At 35.1% G+C, this 20,266-nt stretch carries 17 protein-coding genes and 1 tRNA gene; 15 read left to right on the plus strand and 3 right to left on the minus strand.

Annotated features, from left to right (window positions below):
- Positions 1 to 7: 7 nt before the first annotated feature.
- The 8 genes from J0383_RS04670 (at position 8) to J0383_RS04705 (ending at position 7,148) form a co-directional block, all read left to right on the plus strand.
- On the plus strand, positions 8 to 2,467 hold the full coding sequence (locus J0383_RS04670; RefSeq protein ID WP_207297283.1) for a DNA translocase FtsK: 2,460 nt from the start codon (positions 8 to 10) through the stop codon (positions 2,465 to 2,467).
- A gap of 7 nt (positions 2,468 to 2,474) precedes the next feature.
- Complete coding sequence (locus tag J0383_RS04675; protein ID WP_239023239.1) at positions 2,475 to 3,167, plus strand: LolA family protein; 693 nt, start codon at positions 2,475 to 2,477, stop codon at positions 3,165 to 3,167.
- Between the two features lie 8 nt (positions 3,168 to 3,175).
- Complete coding sequence (locus tag J0383_RS04680; RefSeq protein ID WP_207297284.1) at positions 3,176 to 4,636, plus strand: LptF/LptG family permease; 1,461 nt, start codon at positions 3,176 to 3,178, stop codon at positions 4,634 to 4,636.
- A gap of 2 nt (positions 4,637 to 4,638) precedes the next feature.
- Positions 4,639 to 5,772 (plus strand): 3,4-dihydroxy-2-butanone-4-phosphate synthase, encoded by a 1,134-nt coding sequence (ribB, locus tag J0383_RS04685; protein WP_207297285.1) that lies wholly within the window; start codon positions 4,639 to 4,641, stop codon positions 5,770 to 5,772.
- Position 5,773: 1 nt separating this feature from the next.
- Positions 5,774 to 6,172 carry an acyl-CoA thioesterase gene (locus J0383_RS04690; protein ID WP_207297286.1) on the plus strand — a complete coding sequence of 133 codons (399 nt, stop codon included), beginning with the start codon at positions 5,774 to 5,776 and terminating at the stop codon, positions 6,170 to 6,172.
- A gap of 151 nt (positions 6,173 to 6,323) precedes the next feature.
- A tRNA-Ser gene (locus tag J0383_RS04695) sits at positions 6,324 to 6,408 on the plus strand.
- Complete coding sequence (locus J0383_RS04700; RefSeq protein ID WP_207297287.1) at positions 6,367 to 6,714, plus strand: cyclic nucleotide-binding domain-containing protein; 348 nt, start codon at positions 6,367 to 6,369, stop codon at positions 6,712 to 6,714. The genes J0383_RS04695 and J0383_RS04700 overlap by 42 nt, the downstream gene beginning before the upstream one ends.
- An 11-nt stretch (positions 6,715 to 6,725) precedes the next feature.
- A complete protein-coding gene (locus J0383_RS04705; protein ID WP_207297288.1) occupies positions 6,726 to 7,148 on the plus strand; it encodes a GNAT family N-acetyltransferase in 423 nt (140 codons plus the stop codon).
- A 156-nt stretch (positions 7,149 to 7,304) separates the two neighbouring features.
- On the opposite strand, the gene J0383_RS04710 is transcribed toward J0383_RS04705, so the two are convergent.
- The 3 genes from J0383_RS04710 to J0383_RS04720 all read right to left on the minus strand — a co-directional run bounded on the left by J0383_RS04710 (position 7,305) and on the right by J0383_RS04720 (position 10,323).
- Positions 7,305 to 8,240 (minus strand): hypothetical protein, encoded by a 936-nt coding sequence (locus J0383_RS04710; protein WP_207297289.1) that lies wholly within the window; start codon positions 8,238 to 8,240, stop codon positions 7,305 to 7,307.
- An 84-nt stretch (positions 8,241 to 8,324) separates the two neighbouring features.
- The gene (locus J0383_RS04715; RefSeq protein WP_207297290.1) at positions 8,325 to 8,864 is read right to left on the minus strand and encodes a helix-turn-helix domain-containing protein; all 540 of its coding nucleotides are present in this window, start codon (positions 8,862 to 8,864) and stop codon (positions 8,325 to 8,327) included.
- Positions 8,865 to 9,210: 346 nt separating this feature from the next.
- The gene (locus tag J0383_RS04720; protein ID WP_207297291.1) at positions 9,211 to 10,323 is read right to left on the minus strand and encodes a Fe(II)-2OG oxygenase family protein; all 1,113 of its coding nucleotides are present in this window, start codon (positions 10,321 to 10,323) and stop codon (positions 9,211 to 9,213) included.
- 272 nt (positions 10,324 to 10,595) lie between these two features.
- On the opposite strand from J0383_RS04720, the gene J0383_RS04725 reads away from it, so the two are divergent.
- The 7 genes from J0383_RS04725 to J0383_RS04755 all read left to right on the plus strand — a co-directional run bounded on the left by J0383_RS04725 (position 10,596) and on the right by J0383_RS04755 (position 20,252).
- A complete protein-coding gene (locus J0383_RS04725) occupies positions 10,596 to 11,228 on the plus strand; it encodes a nitroreductase family protein (RefSeq protein ID WP_207297292.1) in 633 nt (210 codons plus the stop codon).
- Between the two features lie 23 nt (positions 11,229 to 11,251).
- On the plus strand, positions 11,252 to 12,769 hold the full coding sequence (locus J0383_RS04730) for a pyridoxal phosphate-dependent decarboxylase family protein (RefSeq protein WP_207297293.1): 1,518 nt from the start codon (positions 11,252 to 11,254) through the stop codon (positions 12,767 to 12,769).
- Positions 12,750 to 15,206, plus strand: coding sequence for a GNAT family N-acetyltransferase (locus J0383_RS04735; RefSeq protein ID WP_207297294.1), 2,457 nt, complete (start codon positions 12,750 to 12,752; stop codon positions 15,204 to 15,206). The genes J0383_RS04730 and J0383_RS04735 overlap by 20 nt, the downstream gene beginning before the upstream one ends.
- 1 nt (position 15,207) lies before the next feature.
- Positions 15,208 to 16,530: a lysine N(6)-hydroxylase/L-ornithine N(5)-oxygenase family protein gene (locus J0383_RS04740; protein ID WP_207297295.1), complete on the plus strand. Its 1,323-nt coding sequence runs from the start codon at positions 15,208 to 15,210 to the stop codon at positions 16,528 to 16,530.
- Positions 16,531 to 16,542: 12 nt separating this feature from the next.
- The gene (locus J0383_RS04745) at positions 16,543 to 18,390 is read left to right on the plus strand and encodes an IucA/IucC family protein (protein WP_207297296.1); all 1,848 of its coding nucleotides are present in this window, start codon (positions 16,543 to 16,545) and stop codon (positions 18,388 to 18,390) included.
- A complete protein-coding gene (locus J0383_RS04750) occupies positions 18,387 to 19,793 on the plus strand; it encodes an MATE family efflux transporter (RefSeq protein WP_207297297.1) in 1,407 nt (468 codons plus the stop codon). The genes J0383_RS04745 and J0383_RS04750 overlap by 4 nt, the downstream gene beginning before the upstream one ends.
- Positions 19,794 to 20,009: 216 nt before the next feature.
- Positions 20,010 to 20,252, plus strand: coding sequence for an acyl carrier protein (locus J0383_RS04755; protein ID WP_012025162.1), 243 nt, complete (start codon positions 20,010 to 20,012; stop codon positions 20,250 to 20,252).
- Positions 20,253 to 20,266: the final 14 nt, after the last annotated feature.

Raw genomic sequence — 20,266 nt, forward strand, 5'->3', positions numbered from 1 at the left:
CATAAGAATGGCAAAAAGTAAAAAAGAAACTGTAGACAAAAAAACCGAATCAAAAACTGCAGGCATTAGATCCTGGAAACTAAACAAACCTCAAAGATTTGTTTTGGGATGCCTTTTGGTACTCTTTTCTATTGCATTGTTAGTCGCATTTATTTCATTTTATGTTAACGGACAATGGCAGACAGACCAAAGTTCGGTTAACAGTCTTGGCGATCGTACAGAAGAAGTAGAAAACTGGCTTGGGAAATTCGGGGCTTACCTTGCTGATTTGATTGTTTATAGAGGTTTCGGTCTTGCTTCTTTTATATTTGTCCGTTTATTTTTCCTTACCGGATTATTTCTGGCATTGGAACTTTCAACCAAAAAACTAAAAAACACTTGGTTTTGGGACATTTTTGCTATTATTATTGTTTCAATCCTATTTGGTTTTTTTGCCACTTCAGCTCCAGAATTAGGCGGAACTATTGGTTATGAATTAAATCTTTTTCTTCAAGATTACATCGGAAAAACAGGAACTTTACTAACACTGCTTTTCGGATTAATTGTTTATTTAATCTTTAAGATAAAAGTTTCTCCAGAAAAAATTCAGTCTTATTTTGATTCTACTAAAAAAGAATTCAAATCAGAATTAAATTCTATTAAAACTGTTCAGCCAGCACAACAATCACAAGAAGAACCTGAAAGTGCTTATAATCTGGAAGAATTTGCGATTGAAGAAGATCCTGAATTAGACAACATCCATCTAAAAACAGTTGACACACAATTCGAACTCAATAAAGAAGCTTTAAAACCAACAATTTCTCATTCATCTGAAATTGAATTAAATCCGATTTTAAAACCAATTCAGCCGCCGCCAACGCAAATTACAGCCACTCCAGACGAGGCTTTTGTCATTGAAAAGGCAGAAGAAGAAGATATTATTGAAGAAAACCTGGCTTCTCGCCTAGTTGCTGATTTCGGATTATTTGATCCAACTTTGGATTTATCGAATTATAAATTCCCAACCATCGATTTGTTAAAAGAATATTCGACTGGAGGAATTACGATCAATCAAGAAGAATTAGAAGAAAATAAAAACAGAATTGTAGACACACTTCGTAACTACAAAATTGAAATTGCACAGATTAAAGCAACCGTTGGTCCATCGGTAACTTTGTATGAAATTGTTCCAGAAGCTGGAATCAGAATTTCCAAAATTAAGAGTTTAGAAGATGATATTGCGTTATCATTATCAGCATTAGGAATTCGTATTATTGCGCCAATTCCAGGAAAAGGTACTATCGGTATTGAGGTTCCAAACAAAAACCCAACTATGGTTTCCATGAAAAGCGTTATTGGAGCAGCTAAATTCCAAGAAGCTGAAATGGAACTTCCAATTGCTTTAGGAAAAACTATTTCTAATGAAACTTTTGTGGTCGATTTAGCCAAAATGCCTCACTTATTAATGGCGGGTGCTACTGGACAAGGTAAATCGGTTGGATTAAATGCGGTTTTAACTTCGCTTTTATACAAAAAACATCCTGCAGAAGTAAAATTCGTTTTAGTCGACCCGAAAAAAGTAGAACTTACGCTTTTCAATAAAATAGAAAGACATTATTTAGCCAAACTTCCTGATACAGAAGATGCTATTATTACTGATAATGCAAAAGTAGTTAATACCTTAAATTCGCTTTGTACCGAAATGGACAATCGTTATTCTTTATTAAAAGATGCGATGGTTCGTAATATTAAAGAGTACAACGAAAAATTCAAATCCAGAAAATTAAATCCAGAAGCCGGCCACCGATTTTTACCATACATTGTTCTGGTTGTCGACGAGTTTGCCGATTTAATTATGACTGCTGGAAAAGAAGTCGAAGTTCCTATTGCGCGTCTTGCGCAGTTAGCCCGTGCAATTGGTATTCACTTAATTATTGCTACACAAAGACCTTCTGTAAACGTTATTACAGGTTTAATTAAAGCGAATTTCCCTGCCAGAATTGCTTTTAGAGTAACTTCTAAAATTGACTCAAGAACCATTTTGGACACACAAGGAGCCGATCAGTTAATTGGACGAGGAGATTTATTATATACAAACGGAAACGACGTTATTCGTGTGCAGTGTGCTTTTATTGACACGCCTGAGGTTGAAAAAATTACAGATTTTATTGGTTCACAAAAGGCATATGCCACAGCTTATTTGCTTCCAGAGTTCGTTGGAGAAGAAAATGGCATCAATCTTGATGTGGATATTTCCGAAAGAGATGCCTTATTTAGAGAAGCGGCTGAAATTATTGTCAACGCACAGCAAGGTTCTGCTTCATTACTGCAGAGAAAATTAAAATTAGGATACAACAGAGCCGGTCGTTTGATCGATCAGCTGGAAGCAGCAGGAATTGTTGGTCCATTCGAAGGCAGTAAAGCCAGAAGCGTGAATATTTCAGATTTAAGTGCTCTTGATCAATTTTTTAATAATGAACAAAATTAACCCCATCATGAGAACAAAAATTCAGGAAATCAAAAACAATTCTATCACTAACATGACTAAAAAGTGTTTTCAAATAGCTCTTTTATTCCTTTTGAGCTTCACTTCTATTCACGCTCAGGATAAAAAAGCGAAGGATTTATTGAACGAAGTAACTGCAAAAATAAAGAGCTACGATAATATTGTTATCGATTTTAAGTATTCTCTAAACAATGCAAAAGAGAATATCAATCAAGACAGTAAAGGAAATGTAACAATGAAAGGAAATCAATATGTATTGAATTTCATGGGTGTTACTAAAATTTTCGACGGACAAAAAACTTATACTATTGTACCGGAAGATGAAGAAGTTACTGTTTCTAAAGTAAACGAAAAAGACGATAACGCCATTACACCGTCTAAAATGCTTACCTTTTTTAATTCAGGATACAAATACACTATGGATATTGTGCAAAACGTTAAAGGAAGAAAGATTCAATATATCAAATTAGTACCTACAACTGGAAAAGACCAAAGAAAAGAAATTTTGTTAGGTATTGACGTTCAGACAAAACACATCTACAATTTGATTGAAACTGGAAAAAACGGAACAAAAACAACTTTAACCGTTAATTCTTTTAAAACCAATCAGCCATTATCAAAAAATCAATTTACCTTTGTAGCGAGTAAATACCCAAAATACTACATTAATAAATTAGATTAATTAGAAGGTTGAAAATTCTAGACAGATACTTATTAAAAACATTCTTATTTACATTTACTACGGTATTTGTAATCTTATTTTTCATATTCATACTTCAAACAGTATGGCTATTTATATCAGAACTAGCAGGTAAAGATCTCGACCTAATATTGGTCGTGAAATTCCTGCTTTTTTCTATGCCCCGTATTATACCGCTGGTTTTACCACTTTCGGTTCTTTTGGCTTCAATCATGACTTTCGGAAACTTAGCCGAGAACTACGAATTCGCTGCTATGAAATCATCTGGAATTTCGCTACAGCGTGCTATGCGGGTTTTAATCATTTTTATTTTCCTTTTAAGTATTGTGGCATTTTGGTTTGCCAACAATGTTATTCCGTATGCCGAATTTAAATTCGTAAACTTCCGAAAAAACATCGCTCAGGCAAAACCTGCTATGGCTATTGCCGAAGGACAATTTAATGATGTTGGAACTTACAACATTAAAGTCAACAAAAAGTCAGGTGAAAACGGTAATATTTTAACTGGAGTTACAATTCACGAAAAAGCCAATAATATAGGTGAAAACAAAACCGTAATTAAAGCAAAAGACGGAGAATTAATCAGTAACGAAAAATCTAGTATTTTGAAACTGGTATTAAATGACGGTTATTATTATCAGGATGTTACTCCAAAAAAATACGAAGACAGAGCGAAAATGCCTTTCATAAAAGCCGCTTTCAAAAAGCACATTATCAACATCGATTTATCAGAATTAAATAAAGTTGATGACAGTAAAGAAAGTATTGCAGGAACAAACGCCATGCTTAACGTTAATGAATTACGTTATACGCTGGATTCTTTAAATAAAAATCTGGAAAATGAAATTGTTTCTTTTTCAGAAAATATAAATCAGCGTGTGGGAATTAGAAAACCTACGTTCAGACCAAATGCAAACGAGAAAGTAAAGAAAAAATCACTCCCAAATGATCTTTTGTCTTTGTATACCAATAAACAAAAATCTGATGTCATAAAAATGGCAAGCAGTAACGTTACCAATAACATCTACTCAGTCGAATCTACTCAAAAAGATTTAAAAGACAAACAACGAGAAATCAACAAACACTTAACCGCATTATATGAAAAGTTTGTGATTGCATTTGCCTGCTTCTTAATGTTCTTTATTGGCGCACCTTTAGGAGCAATTATACGAAAAGGAGGACTTGGCTTACCTATCGTTTTTGCTGTCTTGATTTTCATTACATTCCATTTCATCAATACATTTGGTAAAAGATTATCACAGGAAGGAGGAATGACACCATTTATGGGATCATGGATGTCATCTTTTATATTATCTCCATTAGCCATATTATTAACCTATCGTGCCACAAACGATAATGGGTTAATCAATTTTGATGCGATAACAACCCCAATATCACAACTATTTCAAAAAATTTCTGAGCGGTTCTTCCCTGCTCAAAACAAAGAATAATTATGTCAACAACAAAAATACAACTGAACACCATTGAGGAAGCTATAGAAGATATTCGTCAAGGTAAAGTAATCATTGTAGTCGATGATGAAGATCGTGAAAATGAAGGTGATTTTTTGGCTGCTGCCGAAAAAGTAACTCCAGAAATGATCAACTTCATGGCGACTCACGGACGTGGATTAATCTGTACTCCGCTTACCGAAAGCCGTTGCAAAGAACTTGATTTACGTGCTATGGTAACCAACAATACAGATCATATGGAAACTGCTTTTACGGTTTCTGTAGATTTAAAAGGACAAGGTGTTACTACTGGTATTTCAGCCGCTGACAGATCTAAAACCGTACAGTCACTAGTTGACCCAAATACAAAACCACACGATTTAGCTCGTCCAGGACATATTTTCCCTTTAATTGCAAAACAAGGAGGTGTTTTAAGAAGAACCGGACATACTGAGGCTGCTATCGATTTTGCACGTTTGGCAGGATTTAAACCAGCAGGTGTAATCTGCGAAATTTTGAACGAAGACGGAACAATGTCTCGTTTACCAGAATTAATTAAAGTTGCTAAGAAATTCGATTTAAAATTGGTCTCTATCGAAGATTTAGTTGCTTATAGAATGCAGCACGATAGTTTGATTGTTAAAAAAGAAGATTTTGATATTGAAACTCGTTTCGGAACTTTCAGATTAAGAGCTTACGAACAGACTACAAATAAGCAAATTCATATCGCTTTAACAAAAGGAACTTGGAATCTTGGCGAACCAATCTTAACACGAATTCACTCTTCTCAAGTTAATAATGATTTATTAGGCACATTGACGAATAATGCTGAACAGCAGTTAGACGATATGTTTAAAGTGATTAACGAAAACGGAAAAGGTGCTGTTATTTTCATTAATCAAGATATGACGGCAGTTAATCTTTTAAACAGAATTTCTGAACTTAAAGCACTGCAATCACAAGGAACTTTAAAAGCACCTAAAGTAATTATTGATAGTAAAGATTACGGAATTGGGGCTCAAATCCTGCACGATATTGATATTTCTAAAATCAGATTGGTTTCAAATACAGAGCAAACCAAACGTGTAGGTATGATTGGTTATGGTCTTGAAATTACAGAATACGTTAATTATTAATATGGGAACAGTAGAAGAAAGAATTCACAAATCAGAAACTCGTATTTTTAAAGCGGTTTTTCCAAGCACAACAAACCATTACGATACTCTATTTGGAGGAACAGCACTACACCTTATGGATGAAGTTGCTTTTATATGTGCAACACGTTTCAGCCGTAAAAAAGTAGTTACAATTTCAACTGGCCAAATTGACTTTAAAAAAGCAATTCCAGCAGGAACTTTAATCGAATTAGTTGCAAAAGTAATCAGTGTGGGAAGAACAAGCTGCAAAATTCATGTTGATATTTTCATGGAACAGATGTATTCTGAACTTCGCGAAACAGTAGTCTCTGGGACTTTTTCATTTGTTGCTGTTGATGAAAACAAAAAACCAACGCCAATTTTAGACGATTTAGAATAATTTTCAAAACAAATCTATTTTCGGAAATACTGATAATTAGACACTTGAAAATTTATCTTAAAAAACTTCAAAAAAAGTCCGAAAAAAGTTTTTATAACCGAAAAACCGTCTTATATTTGCACCCGCAATCAGACAATGAGAGCGACATACTGGAGAAATGGCAGAGCGGTCGAATGCGGCAGTCTTGAAAACTGTTGACTGTAACAGGTCCGGGGGTTCGAATCCCTCTTTCTCCGCTGGAAGCTAAAAAAGAGACTTTTCAAAGTTTACAAAAAAGGCTAAAATTCACGGAAAACCCTGCAATCAAGCAGGGTTTTTTCTTTTATATATTAAAAAGAAATATCGACTTAATTAAAAATTCTCCCGAGCAGTATTATCTGCTGATTATTCCTGAATATGGCACCGCTTTAAACCATATTCCCCTAAAAAATATTGCTTCCTATCTGGGCATTCCCCAGCAAGCATTAAGCAGGATACGCCAGCGCATTTTTAAACCTGGATTCATTGTTTTATATTTGTTGGTTTGGAAGTTTGTACTTTAAAATTTACAATTATGATTAGAGAAATTACAGAGATGGATTATGCCAGATTAATGGAAATCTGGCATAGTGCGGTAATCAATACGCATGATTTTCTTAAAGAGGAAGATTTTTTATATTACAAGGAAATGCTTCCTGTCTACTTTAAACATGTTGCCTTATCTGGATTTGAGAAAGATGGAGTATTAGTCGGTTTTATAGGAACTTCAAAAGAAAATCTTGAAATGCTGTTTATTGATAATGATTTTCGAGGAACTGGAATAGGAAAAAAATTGACTGCATTCGCAATAACCAACTTAAAAGTAAGCAAAGTTGATGTGAATGAGCAGAATACGCAAGCACTTAACTTCTACAAACATCTAGGCTTTAAAATTGTAAAAAGATCAGCGCTAGATGAAAAAGGAAAAGAATATCCTATACTGCATATGGAATTATAATCCGCTTTTAAGCAAAATCTTAAGTTTAAAAACATAAAAATACTTGATTAGAGTCATCTACAATAAGACAAAAGCTTCAGAGAAAATCTGGAGCTTTTTTGTATTAATTAAGATAACAGTATAATTTTTAATTGTTTTTATGGTCGGATTTTACCTTTATTCCATCTTAAATTTTTCATTTTTACAATCTAAAATTAGTTTATGATTTAGGAAAAGTTTATTCCCTATCATTCCCTGCATTCCAGAACGTTTCATTAAAAATTGCTGCAGATCAGATATTCCTTCAATGTACGTGACTTCAGAGAGATTTAATGTCTTATTATCAAATTGTATTTTCTTTTTCGCGGAAGCAGAATAAATAGTTAACGTAGTTCCCCATGAATTTCCCTTTTCTTTTTTTACGGCACTATTTTTTATTCGGTAGTTCTGCCAGTTCTCTTTTGTCGTAATCAATTCATAACCACTGGTTCCAGAATCATAAAGTAATTTTAGCTTTTCATTTTCAACAGCTGCCGAAATAAGAATTTTACGTTTTTTAAATTCAAAATCGGAGAAATTATTTTCTTTATATTTTTCAACAAAATGACACAGGCTGTTTTTAAAGTCTAAAACCACAATTCTTTTTTCTAATAAATCTGTTCCGATCGTTCCGATGATATTCTCTGCTTTTGGACTGTCAAAATCAATCTTTCTGCCATAATTTAAAACTTCAAATGTTTTAGAAACAACTTTGAGATTTCCGGTTGTAAAAGCTGCCGGAATCTGATTTCGGTCATTTATTCTAAGAGAATTATGGAATTTTTCTGAAATCGATTTTAAAGAATTTCTGTAAAAAACGGTAACAGGCGAACCTGAGTCAAACTGCATATAAAAAGTCTGAGCAATTCCGTTGATTTTTATAGGCAAAAGCAGGGCAGAATGTGAATTTCCTTCGCTTGAAATCCATTTCATAGGAATATTTTCTGCAGCTCCAGCGACCTGTAGATAGTTTTCTGGCGGAGAGAATTTATTTTGAAAATAAAGATACCCTCCTAAAAGGAATAAAATGATAACGGCTAAAACTATGGCGGCGATTTTCTTAAATAATTTCATGTTTTTTTCTGCAAGATTCGGTTTTTATTTCCGATTTTCGAGCAAAAACAATACGACACCTTTACGTCAGTTTTATGACATTAGTTATAAAAAATTGGTTTTAAGCTTTATAGACAATTGTTTTTTTTGGTTTAAACTGATTCCATTTATAATAACAATCAATAATTTTAAACCTAAAATTATAATTAAAGGAATAAGGAAAAGCGGAAATTTCAGAGAAAATAGGCTTTGAACAAACGGACTTATAATCATTGAAACGGAAAGAATAAGACTTAAGAGAATTTGAAAACCTACAATTTGTTTTCCAAATTCTTTATTTAGTAAATCCTTAGTTTTATGAGTTAAAACCAAAGGAAAAATAACGCTTCCGAACGGGATAATAAGTCCGGATAAAACAGAAAGATTAATAAGTTTTGCTCTTTCGATTGTGCTGTTTTCTTTTTTAATAAATAGGTTATCAGGTTTGGTTTCTAAAGTTTGTGCTACTTTTTTTAACGTAAAACCTTTAAGAATATGTCCGGCTTCAACACGCTGAATAGTACGCAGCGAAAGGCCTGATTTTTCGGCAAGCTCATTTTGAGTCATATTTTTTTCTTCTCTCAAAATTTTGACTTTATTCTTCATCGTTTTTGGATTTAGTACTAAGACGAAATTATGAAAAAACTTTGATTCTGATTGTTTTACTGCTCGTAAACACACAGTTATTAAAGAATAGTCTAAACAAAAAAAGCTCGAGATTTCTCTGAAGCTTAAGTTGCATAAAGTAACTTTCGTTTGAAATGTGCTGCTTATAGGATAATAGACTATAGATGGCCATGACTTTTATTCATTTTTCGATTACTTAAAAATTCTTAAGATAAAGGTTATTCCAAGTACGATAGAAAAGAAAAACAGCCTTACGGCTGTTTTAATTTTTATGTGATGACACTATAATAAATGATTTGACATCTCTTAAAATCAGCCTCATGAACTAATCTTGACCAAAAACTTTTCCCAGATGTTCCTCCATAACAAAATACGGATCATCGGTGTGGGTCATCGATCTTATATGAATTAAACTTGTTTTACTCATCATTCTGAGCATTTGTCTTCTTTCACACGGAACAATTATTCCATTTTCTTCTCTCTGACCTGCTGTAAAAGCACTTCTTCCATGGGCACACAAGTGATTATTGACAAATATAACGTCTCCTGAATCCGGAATGTAATCACTGTTAATCAACTCTTTGGCTTCATTCCAGAATTCGGTTAAATTGTAAAGAGCTTCCGGTGTCTGCCCTGCTTTTTCATTAAATATCTGCTCTGCGGCATCAAATCTAATAAAAGGCAGGTCTTTATTTCCATATAAAACAGAAGCCAGCGGACCATCATTAATTTCATCCTGATAGTTAGCATCTTTAGGGCACTGATAAATAGGATCGAAAAGTTTTTCCATTATTTTATTTACCTTTCCGTGTGATCGTACAGAGTAAAGTGTAGAAGGAACTCTTTCTTCATTACGCAGATAAAGAAAGCTTAAAAAATCAGCCTGGTGCAGTAAAAATGCATCTTCAGTATGAACATATAAATTAGTTTTTGAACCAGAACCTGTCTGGGTACCCGCCATTTTTTCATCTGGGATAACAGCGTGCAGAATTCCTCCTCCTTTTCGCTGCGCATAATACTGAACAGGTTTAGAAGGAACTGCGCCATGCAGTAATGAACAAATAAAACCGTATTTATTCAGTTTTGAATAATCTGCGCTCTGCCAGTTAGCAGGTGTCGGCCCTAGATGGTCCTGATCAACTTCCAGAAGACCTCTAAAAATAATGGCTCCGTACTGGTCTGCTGAGAAATCTGTTCCAAAACGGCTTAGGATTCTGGCGATTCTTTCTGGAAGAAGCTGGAAAGAATAAAGATGAAGTGCCTCAATATAATCTGGATTTTCATAGCTTTTAAATGCCTTCTCGAGAAGGGTTCCTACATTAGATAAAATGTTTCTTTCCTGAGGCGTAACCTCTACTATCAGCGGGCTTGTAGGAATTTGATAACCATAGTTCTCTTTTACCAGTATTTCATCTTCAATTAATGATTGTGATTTCATTTTTTTAGTTTATTTAATAGTTAACAATAATTGGGACAAATAAAAAACACAAACTACTAAGAATAACCTATATACAAATAAAACATCATTCCATAACATTAAGATAATGTAGAGAATTTCGTATAATTTTTTTCTGTTTTATTTTTTTTATAAAGATTAATTTCTACATTTGCTCCTACTGTTTTTATTCATTCTAAATAAAATCTACTTACAAATGTATTTATTTTCACAAATAAAAAAAAGAATTTTCTTAAAAAATTTATTAAAAAAATATGAATATTAGCACTAAACCTAGTAAAATCAAGGTGTCCGATTTTACAGATAGACACAATATTTCAAAAATCATTCGAACAAGGCGGAGTGTTTATGCTGATGAATTCATAAAGCAAAACATACCCGACGAATTATTAAATGAAATCTTGACAAACGCGACTTATGCACCTACGCATAAAATGACGGAGCCATGGCGATTTATCGTTTTTAAGGATGGTTACTTAAAACAGCTTGGCTCTTTTCTGGCGGATTATTACAAAGACTTTTATTTTGAAAAGTTTGCTACCGAAGAAGCTTTTGAAAAGTATAATCTGCTGAAAGAATATCCGCTTAATTCGGCTTGTGTTATTGGTGTAATAATGGTTCGCAATACCAAAATTAATCTGCCCGAATGGGAAGAAGTCGCCGCCGTTTCCTCTGCTGTTCAGAACATAGCCCTCTCCTGCACTGCCCACGATATTGGCAGTTATTGGAGTACCTCAGCAGGTGCAGTTGATTACTTAAAGCAATTTGGTCTGGCCGAAAACGAGCAGTCTCTCGGTTTAATTTATGTAGGCTATTATCCTGAGGATCTTGAACCTTCCAAAAAAAAGAGAACCCCGATTTCTAACAAAGTAACGTATCACCAATAATCTCAATTCTAAAATTTATCATTATGCAAAACCTATTAGACAATGCCCCGGATGTCTTTGTTAAAAGCTCCACTGACGATTTTTACCAGGATATTTTTCATGAAAATTCAGGAGCAGAATATGCCAATGCAATAGAGTTAGTACAAAAACGTGTAGCTGGTTTTCTTGAAAACACAAAAACTCCTTTCAGCGGTATTAAACCTGATGAAATCAGAAATAAAGTCGAAGCTGTAAACTTAGATCAGCCGGTTCAGGATTATGAAAGCCTTTGGGATGAGATAGATGAAATTTATGTCAATCACGCAACTGCTTACCATTTACCAGAATATATAGCCCATTTAAACTGTCCTGTTGTGATTCCCGCTTTAGCTGCTGATGTATTGATAAGTGCTATTAACTCATCTCAGGATACATATGACCAAAGCGCAGGAGGAACATTTATAGAAAGAAAACTGATTGCCTGGACGGGTGAACAAATTGGATACAGCACAGATTGTGATGGTATTTTTACAGGAGGAGGCTCTCAAAGTAACCTTATGGGACTTCTTTTGGCAAGGGATTATTTTGCTTTAAAATATCTGAACTGGAATATCAAATTAAATGGCTGTCCTCCCGATTCAAGTAAGTTCAGAATTTTTGTTTCAGAGAAATCTCATTTCAGCAACCAAAAAAATGCTTCAATTCTGGGTCTTGGCGAACAATCTATTGTTCAAGTGGTTACAGACAGCCGTTACAGAATGGATGCCGAGAAATTAAAACAGGCTATTATTGAAGAAAAAGAAAAAGGCAACATTCCGATTGCTATTGTGGCCACAGCGGGTACAACAGATTTCGGTAATATAGATCCATTATCTGAAATTTCAGTTCTGGCAAGAGAACATGAATTATGGATGCATGTTGATGCAGCTTACGGTTGCGGATTATTGCTGACAGATAAATATAAACATCTGTTAAACGGCATCGAACAAGCTGATTCTGTTACAATTGATTATCATAAATCTTTCTTTCAGCCTATTTGCAGCAGTGCTTTTATGGTAAGAAACAAACAGCATCTTCACATTATAAAACATCATGCTGATTATTTAAATCCGAAAGAGCAGGATTATGATGAACTTCCGGCACAAATTAACAAATCTCTGGTGCAGAGCACACGCCGTTTTGATGCTTTAAAACTATGGTGCACACTACGTTATATGGGCAGAACTAAACTGGGTCAGTACACGGATACCATTATAGAAACTACCAAACAAACAGCTGAAATACTAGAAAACGCTAACGATTTTGAGCTTTTAACCGATTCAGATTTAAGTGTTTTGGTTTTTAGATATAAACTAGACGGCTGGCCTGGAGATACTTGTAAAATGAACTTACACATTAAAAAGAAAATGTTTTTTAATGGTGAAGTCTTAGTGGCAAGCACAAAAGTAAATGGCATTTTCTACCTGAAGTTCACCATTTTGAACCCTTTAACCACTATCGCACATATCAATAACATGCTTTCAATTATAAAAAAACACGGAAATGAATACATCTTCTCCTAAAGAGATTGCTCAGGAAGCAGTCAATATAACGTTTACCATTTTACTTAACTGCTGTGTGCGTGAACTAGGCAACAGTAGTTTTTATGAAGGAGTGCCTAAATACGATCCTGTACTTAAATCGTACATGTCAAAGCACAATCATAAACTTCATCTAAAACTGGACTTTCCAGTTGATCAGGTTGAAGTCTATGCACCAATACGTTACAGATCTGAAACCTTCAGACATTTGTATGACTTTCCGGTAATGGAACGCGATCTTACGAGTGAAACCATAAAAGAAATAGATGCTGACCGTTTATTAGAATTAATTACAGCTCATGTAAGACAGCAGTATCCGCTTGCAGATTCTAAAAATGTAAAAAAGAGAATGCAGCTGAGTACCGAGAAAATAGCGCAGTTCTTAGAACATTTTCAAACTTCGGGACAGCAGTTTAATAAACCGGAAATGACGTTTATCGAAGCCGAACAATTATTTCCGGCAGGTCATTTACTTCATCCACTTACCAAAGGTCGTGAAGGATTTACAGAATCAGAAGTTTTAAAATATGCTCCTGAAACTGGCGGTCATTTCCAGTTGTATTATTTTTTAATACATCCTGATCTGGTTATCGAAAAATCTGTAGATGCTATTCTTCCTTCTGATTTTGCAAAAAAAACAGTATTAGAAGCAAACAGCAGCGATAAAAAACTACACGATTTACTGGAGCAATATCCTGATTGGAAAGTGATTCCGGTTCATCCGTGGGAAGCTTCTCATTTTAAATCCCAAACTGTATTTGATACTCTGGTAAAAGAAAACCTGCTTATCGATTTAGGTGAATTTGGAAAAGAATTTACAGCAACCTCATCGGTAAGAACAGTATATAATGAAGAAAGCGATTATATGTATAAGTTTTCTCTTCATGTAAAAATTACTGGAGCAGAACGCATTAATCATTATCATGAACTTTACAGAGGTTATGAAGTATCGCGCTTAATGCAGACAGTCTGGGGAGACAATGTAAGGAAATCGTATCCAGAGATTGAACTGATCTGCGATCCGGGCTTTATATCAGTATCTTATAATGGAAATGTACTCGACAGTTTTTCTACCAGTGTGCGTTACAATCCATTTAAAATTGCTGCAGGCGAAAAGGAAAACAATGTTTGTTTATTGGCTTCTTTATGTCAGGACAGCGTATTGGGAAATCCTTCAAGAATGTACAACGTCATTGAAAAAGCTTCAGAGCAAACTGGATTATCTCTGGAAAAAACCAGTGAACTTTGGTTCAAAAAATATATAGACATTATAGTTGGCGGTGTAGTAAAAATGTTCAATGAGCAGGGAATGTTCTGCGAATGGCATCAGCAAAATACACTTGTACAATTGGATGCAGGGTTCATGCCTGAAAAACTATTTTTCCGTGATAATCAAAGTTTTTTATTCAGAAAACCTTTTGAAGAACAGCTAAATGAAATCGTACCCGGTTTAGCAGAAAATGGAAAAATGTTTATCCCAGACGATCGTTTATACAATTTATTGCTTCATTATTTCTGGGTTGGCAATATACTGGCCGTTGTAAATACTTTCGGCACCAGCGAGCTTGCAGATGAAAAAAATCTCCTAAACATTTTATATGACACTTTAGAAGATTTACAAAAACAAGACAAAAGCGGTCTGGTTACCTTTATTCTCGAAAGCAGATATTGGAAAGTTAAAGGCAATTTACTGACTGCACTAAATGATATTGACTGCGGCGGTAATCCTGCCGGTGTTACGCGTATCAACTTCCCTAATGTTTTACACAAACGCTTTTTCTCTGAGCAATTGATAAATCCAAAAGGAAAAGAATTGGTTTACAACCGTTATTTCCCTAAAGAAGATGTGACGATTAGTCTGCGTCCTCTTGATTTAGAAAATGACTTAGAAATGCTGCATGAATGGTTTCATCGTGACCATGCCAAAGCCAACTGGAAAATGGACTGGCCTTTACGCGAATTGGAAACATATTACAGAACGCTGCTTCCGGGTGACGGCTTGTACAGCTACATAGGAATGGCTAACGGAGAACCGACTTTTAATATTGAAGTCTACTGGCCTACCCGCGATGTATTGGGTGATTATTATGATGTGCTGCCTACGGATTATGGAACGCATCAATTTATTGCACCGACAGATCCGAAGCAAAAATATGTTTCTCCATCAACACAATGTATGATCGATTATGTATTCGCTCAATCTGAAACGGGCAGAATGGTTGGTGAAGGTTCTGTTGATTCCAGAGCTTCGATGATGAACAAAGCTTTTCATGGCTTTAAAATCGATAAAGTGATCGAAATGCCGCATAAAACCTCAAATCTTAATTTCTGCTATCGCGAATGGTATTGGGAAAAATTCCCTCAGAATAAAGACATTAACATAAACTCAGAAGCAGAACATAATCTTATAAACCAATAATATGGAAGATCGTAAAGTATATTCATTAATAGGCATCGGTATTGGACCTTTTAATTTAGGTTTAGCCGCTTTGTTAGAACCGGTTGATGACGTTTCATCACTTTTTTTTGACCAAAGAGAGCAATTCAACTGGCATCCGGGTCTGCTTTTTGACCATGTTACGCTGCAGACTCCATTTTTATGTGATTGTGTCTCCATGGCTGATCCTACAAGCAAGTTTAGTTTTTTAAATTTCCTTAAAAAGACAGATCGTTTATATAAATTCTTTATCCGCGAAAATTTCTTCGTACTGCGTAAAGAGTATAATTTATACTGCCAATGGGTCATTAAACAATTGCAAAACTGCCGTTTTTCATCCAGCGTAAGAGAAATTTATTATAAAGACGGTATTTATGAAATACATGTTTTTCACAAAGATCAGGATCAGACTAAAATCTACTACAGTGAAAAATTAGTATTAGGAACAGGTACTGTGCCTATACTTCCTGATTTCGTCGATTTAAATGAGATGGAAAAAGTCTGTCATACATCAAGCTATCTTTTTAGAAAAGAAGAAATATTAGAACAGGACACTGTAACTGTAATTGGTTCCGGACAAAGTGCTGCCGAAGTATTTTTTGATCTGCTTCAAAACAGACCTAAAAACTTAAAATTAAATTGGTATTCCCGTCCTGACCGCTTTTTTGCTATGGAATATTCTAAGCTTGTTTTAGAACATACATCGCCGGATTATATCGATTATTTCCATCAAATGTCATCTTCAGATCGAAAAGTCATGCTGGACCGTCAGAAATCACAATTTAAAGGAGTCAACTTTGATTTACTAAATGAGATTTATGATTATATGTATGCACTCAGCGTAGACAATGAAGACATTGGCGTAAAAATAAGACCGAACATTCAATTGGATGATATAACGGCTGGAATTCACAATAATTACGAATTGCATCTGGAACAGGTAGAACAGCGCAAAAAGTTTACAGACCATGCCGACTATGTGATTTTAGGAACCGGATATCACTATCAGGAACCTCAATTTCTTAAAGACATACAGCACCGCATCAGCAGAACTTCGACTGGCAGTTACGATGTAAAAAGAAACTATACCATAGACAATAACGGCAGTGAAATTTTTGTACAAAACGCAGAAATCCATACACACAGCTACATTTCATCTGATTTGGGTATGGGTGCATATCGTAATTCCTATATCATTAACGAAGTGGCGAAACGTGAAGTATACAAATTAGAAAAGAGAATTGCTTTTCAGGATTTTGACCTTTCACATATTGCAACAGAAAAAGCAGAAGAAATTAGTCTTTAACACACCTCTAAAATGAATATAGAAACAATACCACACATAGAAGTTTTTACTGCTCAAGTTTGGGAAAAGGTAAATCTTAATCTGCTGGCAAAGAGTTTAGCCGAATTAATGCATGAAGATGTTGCCAAACCTACAATTACAGGCGGTAAAGATGGTGTTAAACATTTTAAACTCACAACGGATCTTCCTGAGGTTTACTACACTTTTTCTGCTTATCCAAGACTTTTAGAATATTGGCATGTTGAAAAAGAAAGCATCCAGAGATGGGAAAACGGAATAGCGGAGCCTGCAAAAGATGTTCTTTGTCTTTTTATGGAATTGCAAAAAACTTTTGGCATAGATTCTTTTACACTGGCGAAATATACCGAAGAACTTCTCAATACATTATATGCAGATGCACATTTGTATACCCGCGAAAAGTTAAGTGCTGCTGATTTAACAAAAGCGGATTATCAGACTATCGAACACCAGATGGAAGGTCATCCGTGGGTTATTGCTAATAAAGGACGTGTTGGTTTCAACAACAGCGAGTATCACAATTACGCTCCCGAAGCCAATAAGAATACCGATTTATACTGGCTTGCTGCACATACAAAAAGAGCTTCATTTAACGCTTTGGAAACGATCAATTTTAATGATTTTTATGCCGAAGAATTAGGTCATGAAGTTTACAACAGATTTCAGGAAAAGCTGCGTAATTTAAATCTTGTGGTTGAAGATTACGTTTTTATTCCCGTGCATCCTTGGCAGTTAAATAATAAAATCTTATTGCAGTTTCATCAGGATCTGGCGCACCAATATTTAGTGATTTTGGGCAAAAACGACGATGTATATTCGCCTCAGCAAAGCATTCGGACTTTTTTCAATTTAAGCCATCCTTCCAAACATTATGTAAAAACAGCCATCTCTATTTTGAGTACAGGAAATATCCGCGGACTCTCTCCAAAACAAATGGATATTGCGCCCAGAGTGACAAAATGGGTAAAAGAGATGCTGGATAAAGATCCTTATTTTGAGGAAAAAGAAGTCGTGCTTTTAGGCGAAGTTGCAACGGTTTCTTATCGTCATCCGCAGTACAATTCTATAGCTGACAGTCCGTATCATTATCGCGAAATGTTAGGTGCCTTATGGAGAGAAAGTGCAGAGAAATACCGCAAACATGAAGAAAACCTAATGACGATGGCTTCTCTTTTATATATTGATGACAACGAACGTCCTTTTCTGCAGGAATTGATAAATGTCTCTGGACTAAGTATCCAAAACTGGCTGGAGCAATATTTAGAAGCTTATTTAAAACCTTTGCTTCATATTTATTATCAGCACTCTTTATGTGTAACTCCGCATGGCGAAAATATTATTTTGGTTATGAAAAATGGAGTGCCACAGCGTATCATCATAAAAGATTTTGTTGACGATATTGTTTTGACAGAAGAAGCCAAATCAAAATTACCGGATGATCTCAAAGACGGACTTATTCAATCTTCTAATAAAGAGAATACGCCTTTATTTATTTTGATTGGTGTTTTTGATGCCTTTTTTAGATATCTGTCTGATATTCTGCATACGCACATGGATTATGATGAACATCTGTTTTGGAAAACGGTTATAGGATCAATTGAAGAATATCAGCAGGCAAATCCGCATCTGACAGACCGTTTTGAAAAGTACAATCTTTTTGAACCGGAGTTTAAGCGGTTCTATATCAACAGTCTGAAACTGCTAAATAATGGATATGCTGAACAAACTGGTTTTGCAGTGCCGAAAAAAGGAAGCAAACTTCCAAATCCGCTTTATGTAATCAGACAGTATGAAATGAACGAGTTTACAGAGATCAGCGAAACAATACAGCACCAATCATGAAAGTAGTTGTATTAAGACTTCAGTCCTATACTGATTTGTTTCTTACCGCAGTATTAGGACGAGAGAAAAAATTCACTTCGGGCAGTATTAATCGTGCCATTGTATTGCTTGCCGTTCCTATGGTTTTAGAACTCGTAATGGAATCTGTTTTTGTTTGTGCCAGTTTGTTTTTTGTGAGCAAACTTGGTGCAGCAGCAGTTTCTATTGTCGGTTCTACAGAATCTGTTATCAGCTTTTCGTATTCGGTTTCAATTGGTTTAAGCATTGCGGCTTCGACTTTAATTGCCAGACGCGTTGGTGAGCAGAATTTTAAGGACGCAAGCATCACAGCCGGACAGGTAATAAACATAAGCGTTATCAGCGGTATTTTAATAAGCTTGATATGTTTTATATGGAGTAATGAAATACTTGGACTAGTAGGACTTTCTCCGGCAGTTATAGAACAAGGCAGTTTGTATGCCAAGGTAATGTTTGCCAGCTGCGGCTTTATTATTATCCGCATTGCGTTAAACGGTATTCTTCGCGGTGCCGGTTATGCCTCTATGGCAATGCGAACGCTCTGGCTTTCAAATGCTTTAAACATACTCTTGTGCCCGCTTCTTATTTTTGGATGGGGACCAATACCTGCCTACGGACTATTGGGAGTTGGTATCGCTACTGCTGTGGCCCGTTTTATCGGAGTCTGTTATCAGGCTTTTCATTTGATTAAAGGAACGACCATTATTCAAATTGGAAAAGAACAGCTGGCAATTCACCGTGAGACTTTCCAAAAAGTAATGAAACTTACTTTTGGAGGTATGCTGCAATATTTGATTCCTGCATCGAGCTGGCTGTTTATGATCAAAATTGTTTCTCATTTTGGAGGCAATGCTCTGGCAGGTTACATTATAGCACAGCGTGTTGCTTCAATAGTGACTACTCCGGCTTGGGGAATTGGAAATGCTGCCGGAATTTTAACCGGACAAAATCTGGGTGCCCAACAGCCCGAAAGAGCCGAAAAATCAGTCTGGAGAGCCGGAATGATTAATATGTGCTTTTTGATTACAGTGGCAATTGGATGGATTTTTATGGCCGATCCTGTGGTGAGAATCTTTTCTGACGTGCCGGAAGTAGTCGATAACAGCACAACCTACATTCACATTATTTCCATGGCTTACGTATTGCTGGGCTACACAATGGTTATTTCCAGAGCGCTTAATGCCGCTGGAAAAGTTATGATTGTTACCCTGCTTTACATCCTTATGTTTTACGTGATACAAATACCGCTTTCCTATGTCTTTGGAGTTGCATTGGGATTTGGTCCAAAAGGCATTTTTGCCGCGATATTACTTTCAGAGCTTATATTGGCTTTTGGCTGTATTACAATATTCAGAACAGGAAAATGGAAGTTAACTAAGGTTTAAAAATAGATAGTATAAATTTTTAACACATAGAAACATAGTTTTTTTGACTTGAGAAAAGGCGTTTCACTTTACTTAATTCACATAGATATGTGCGAGAAACTGGTTTCTTTCAATTATCCTTTTATAAAATAAAAATCTATGTTTCTATGCATTTAAAACAATTAAAACCAACACGTTAAAACAAATAACATAAACAAATTAAAAAATAAAATCATTATGAGTACAACACAAGAATTACATCAAGTTTTTGCCACTGCATTCGAAATCCCTGTAGAATCAATTACACCAGATTTAGAATATCAGGGAATTGTCGAATGGGATTCTATGAGCCATTTGCTTTTAGTAGAGGAACTAGAACGTTTTTATAATGTTTCTATTTCTATGGAAGATATTCTGGAAATGGGAAACATCGATAAAATAAAAGCAATATTGAAGAAAAACGGAGTAGAAATCCAATAATTCAAAAGAAAAAA

It is taken from the genome of Flavobacterium endoglycinae (assembly GCF_017352115.1).
Classification (GTDB): Bacteria; Bacteroidota; Bacteroidia; order Flavobacteriales; family Flavobacteriaceae; genus Flavobacterium; species Flavobacterium endoglycinae.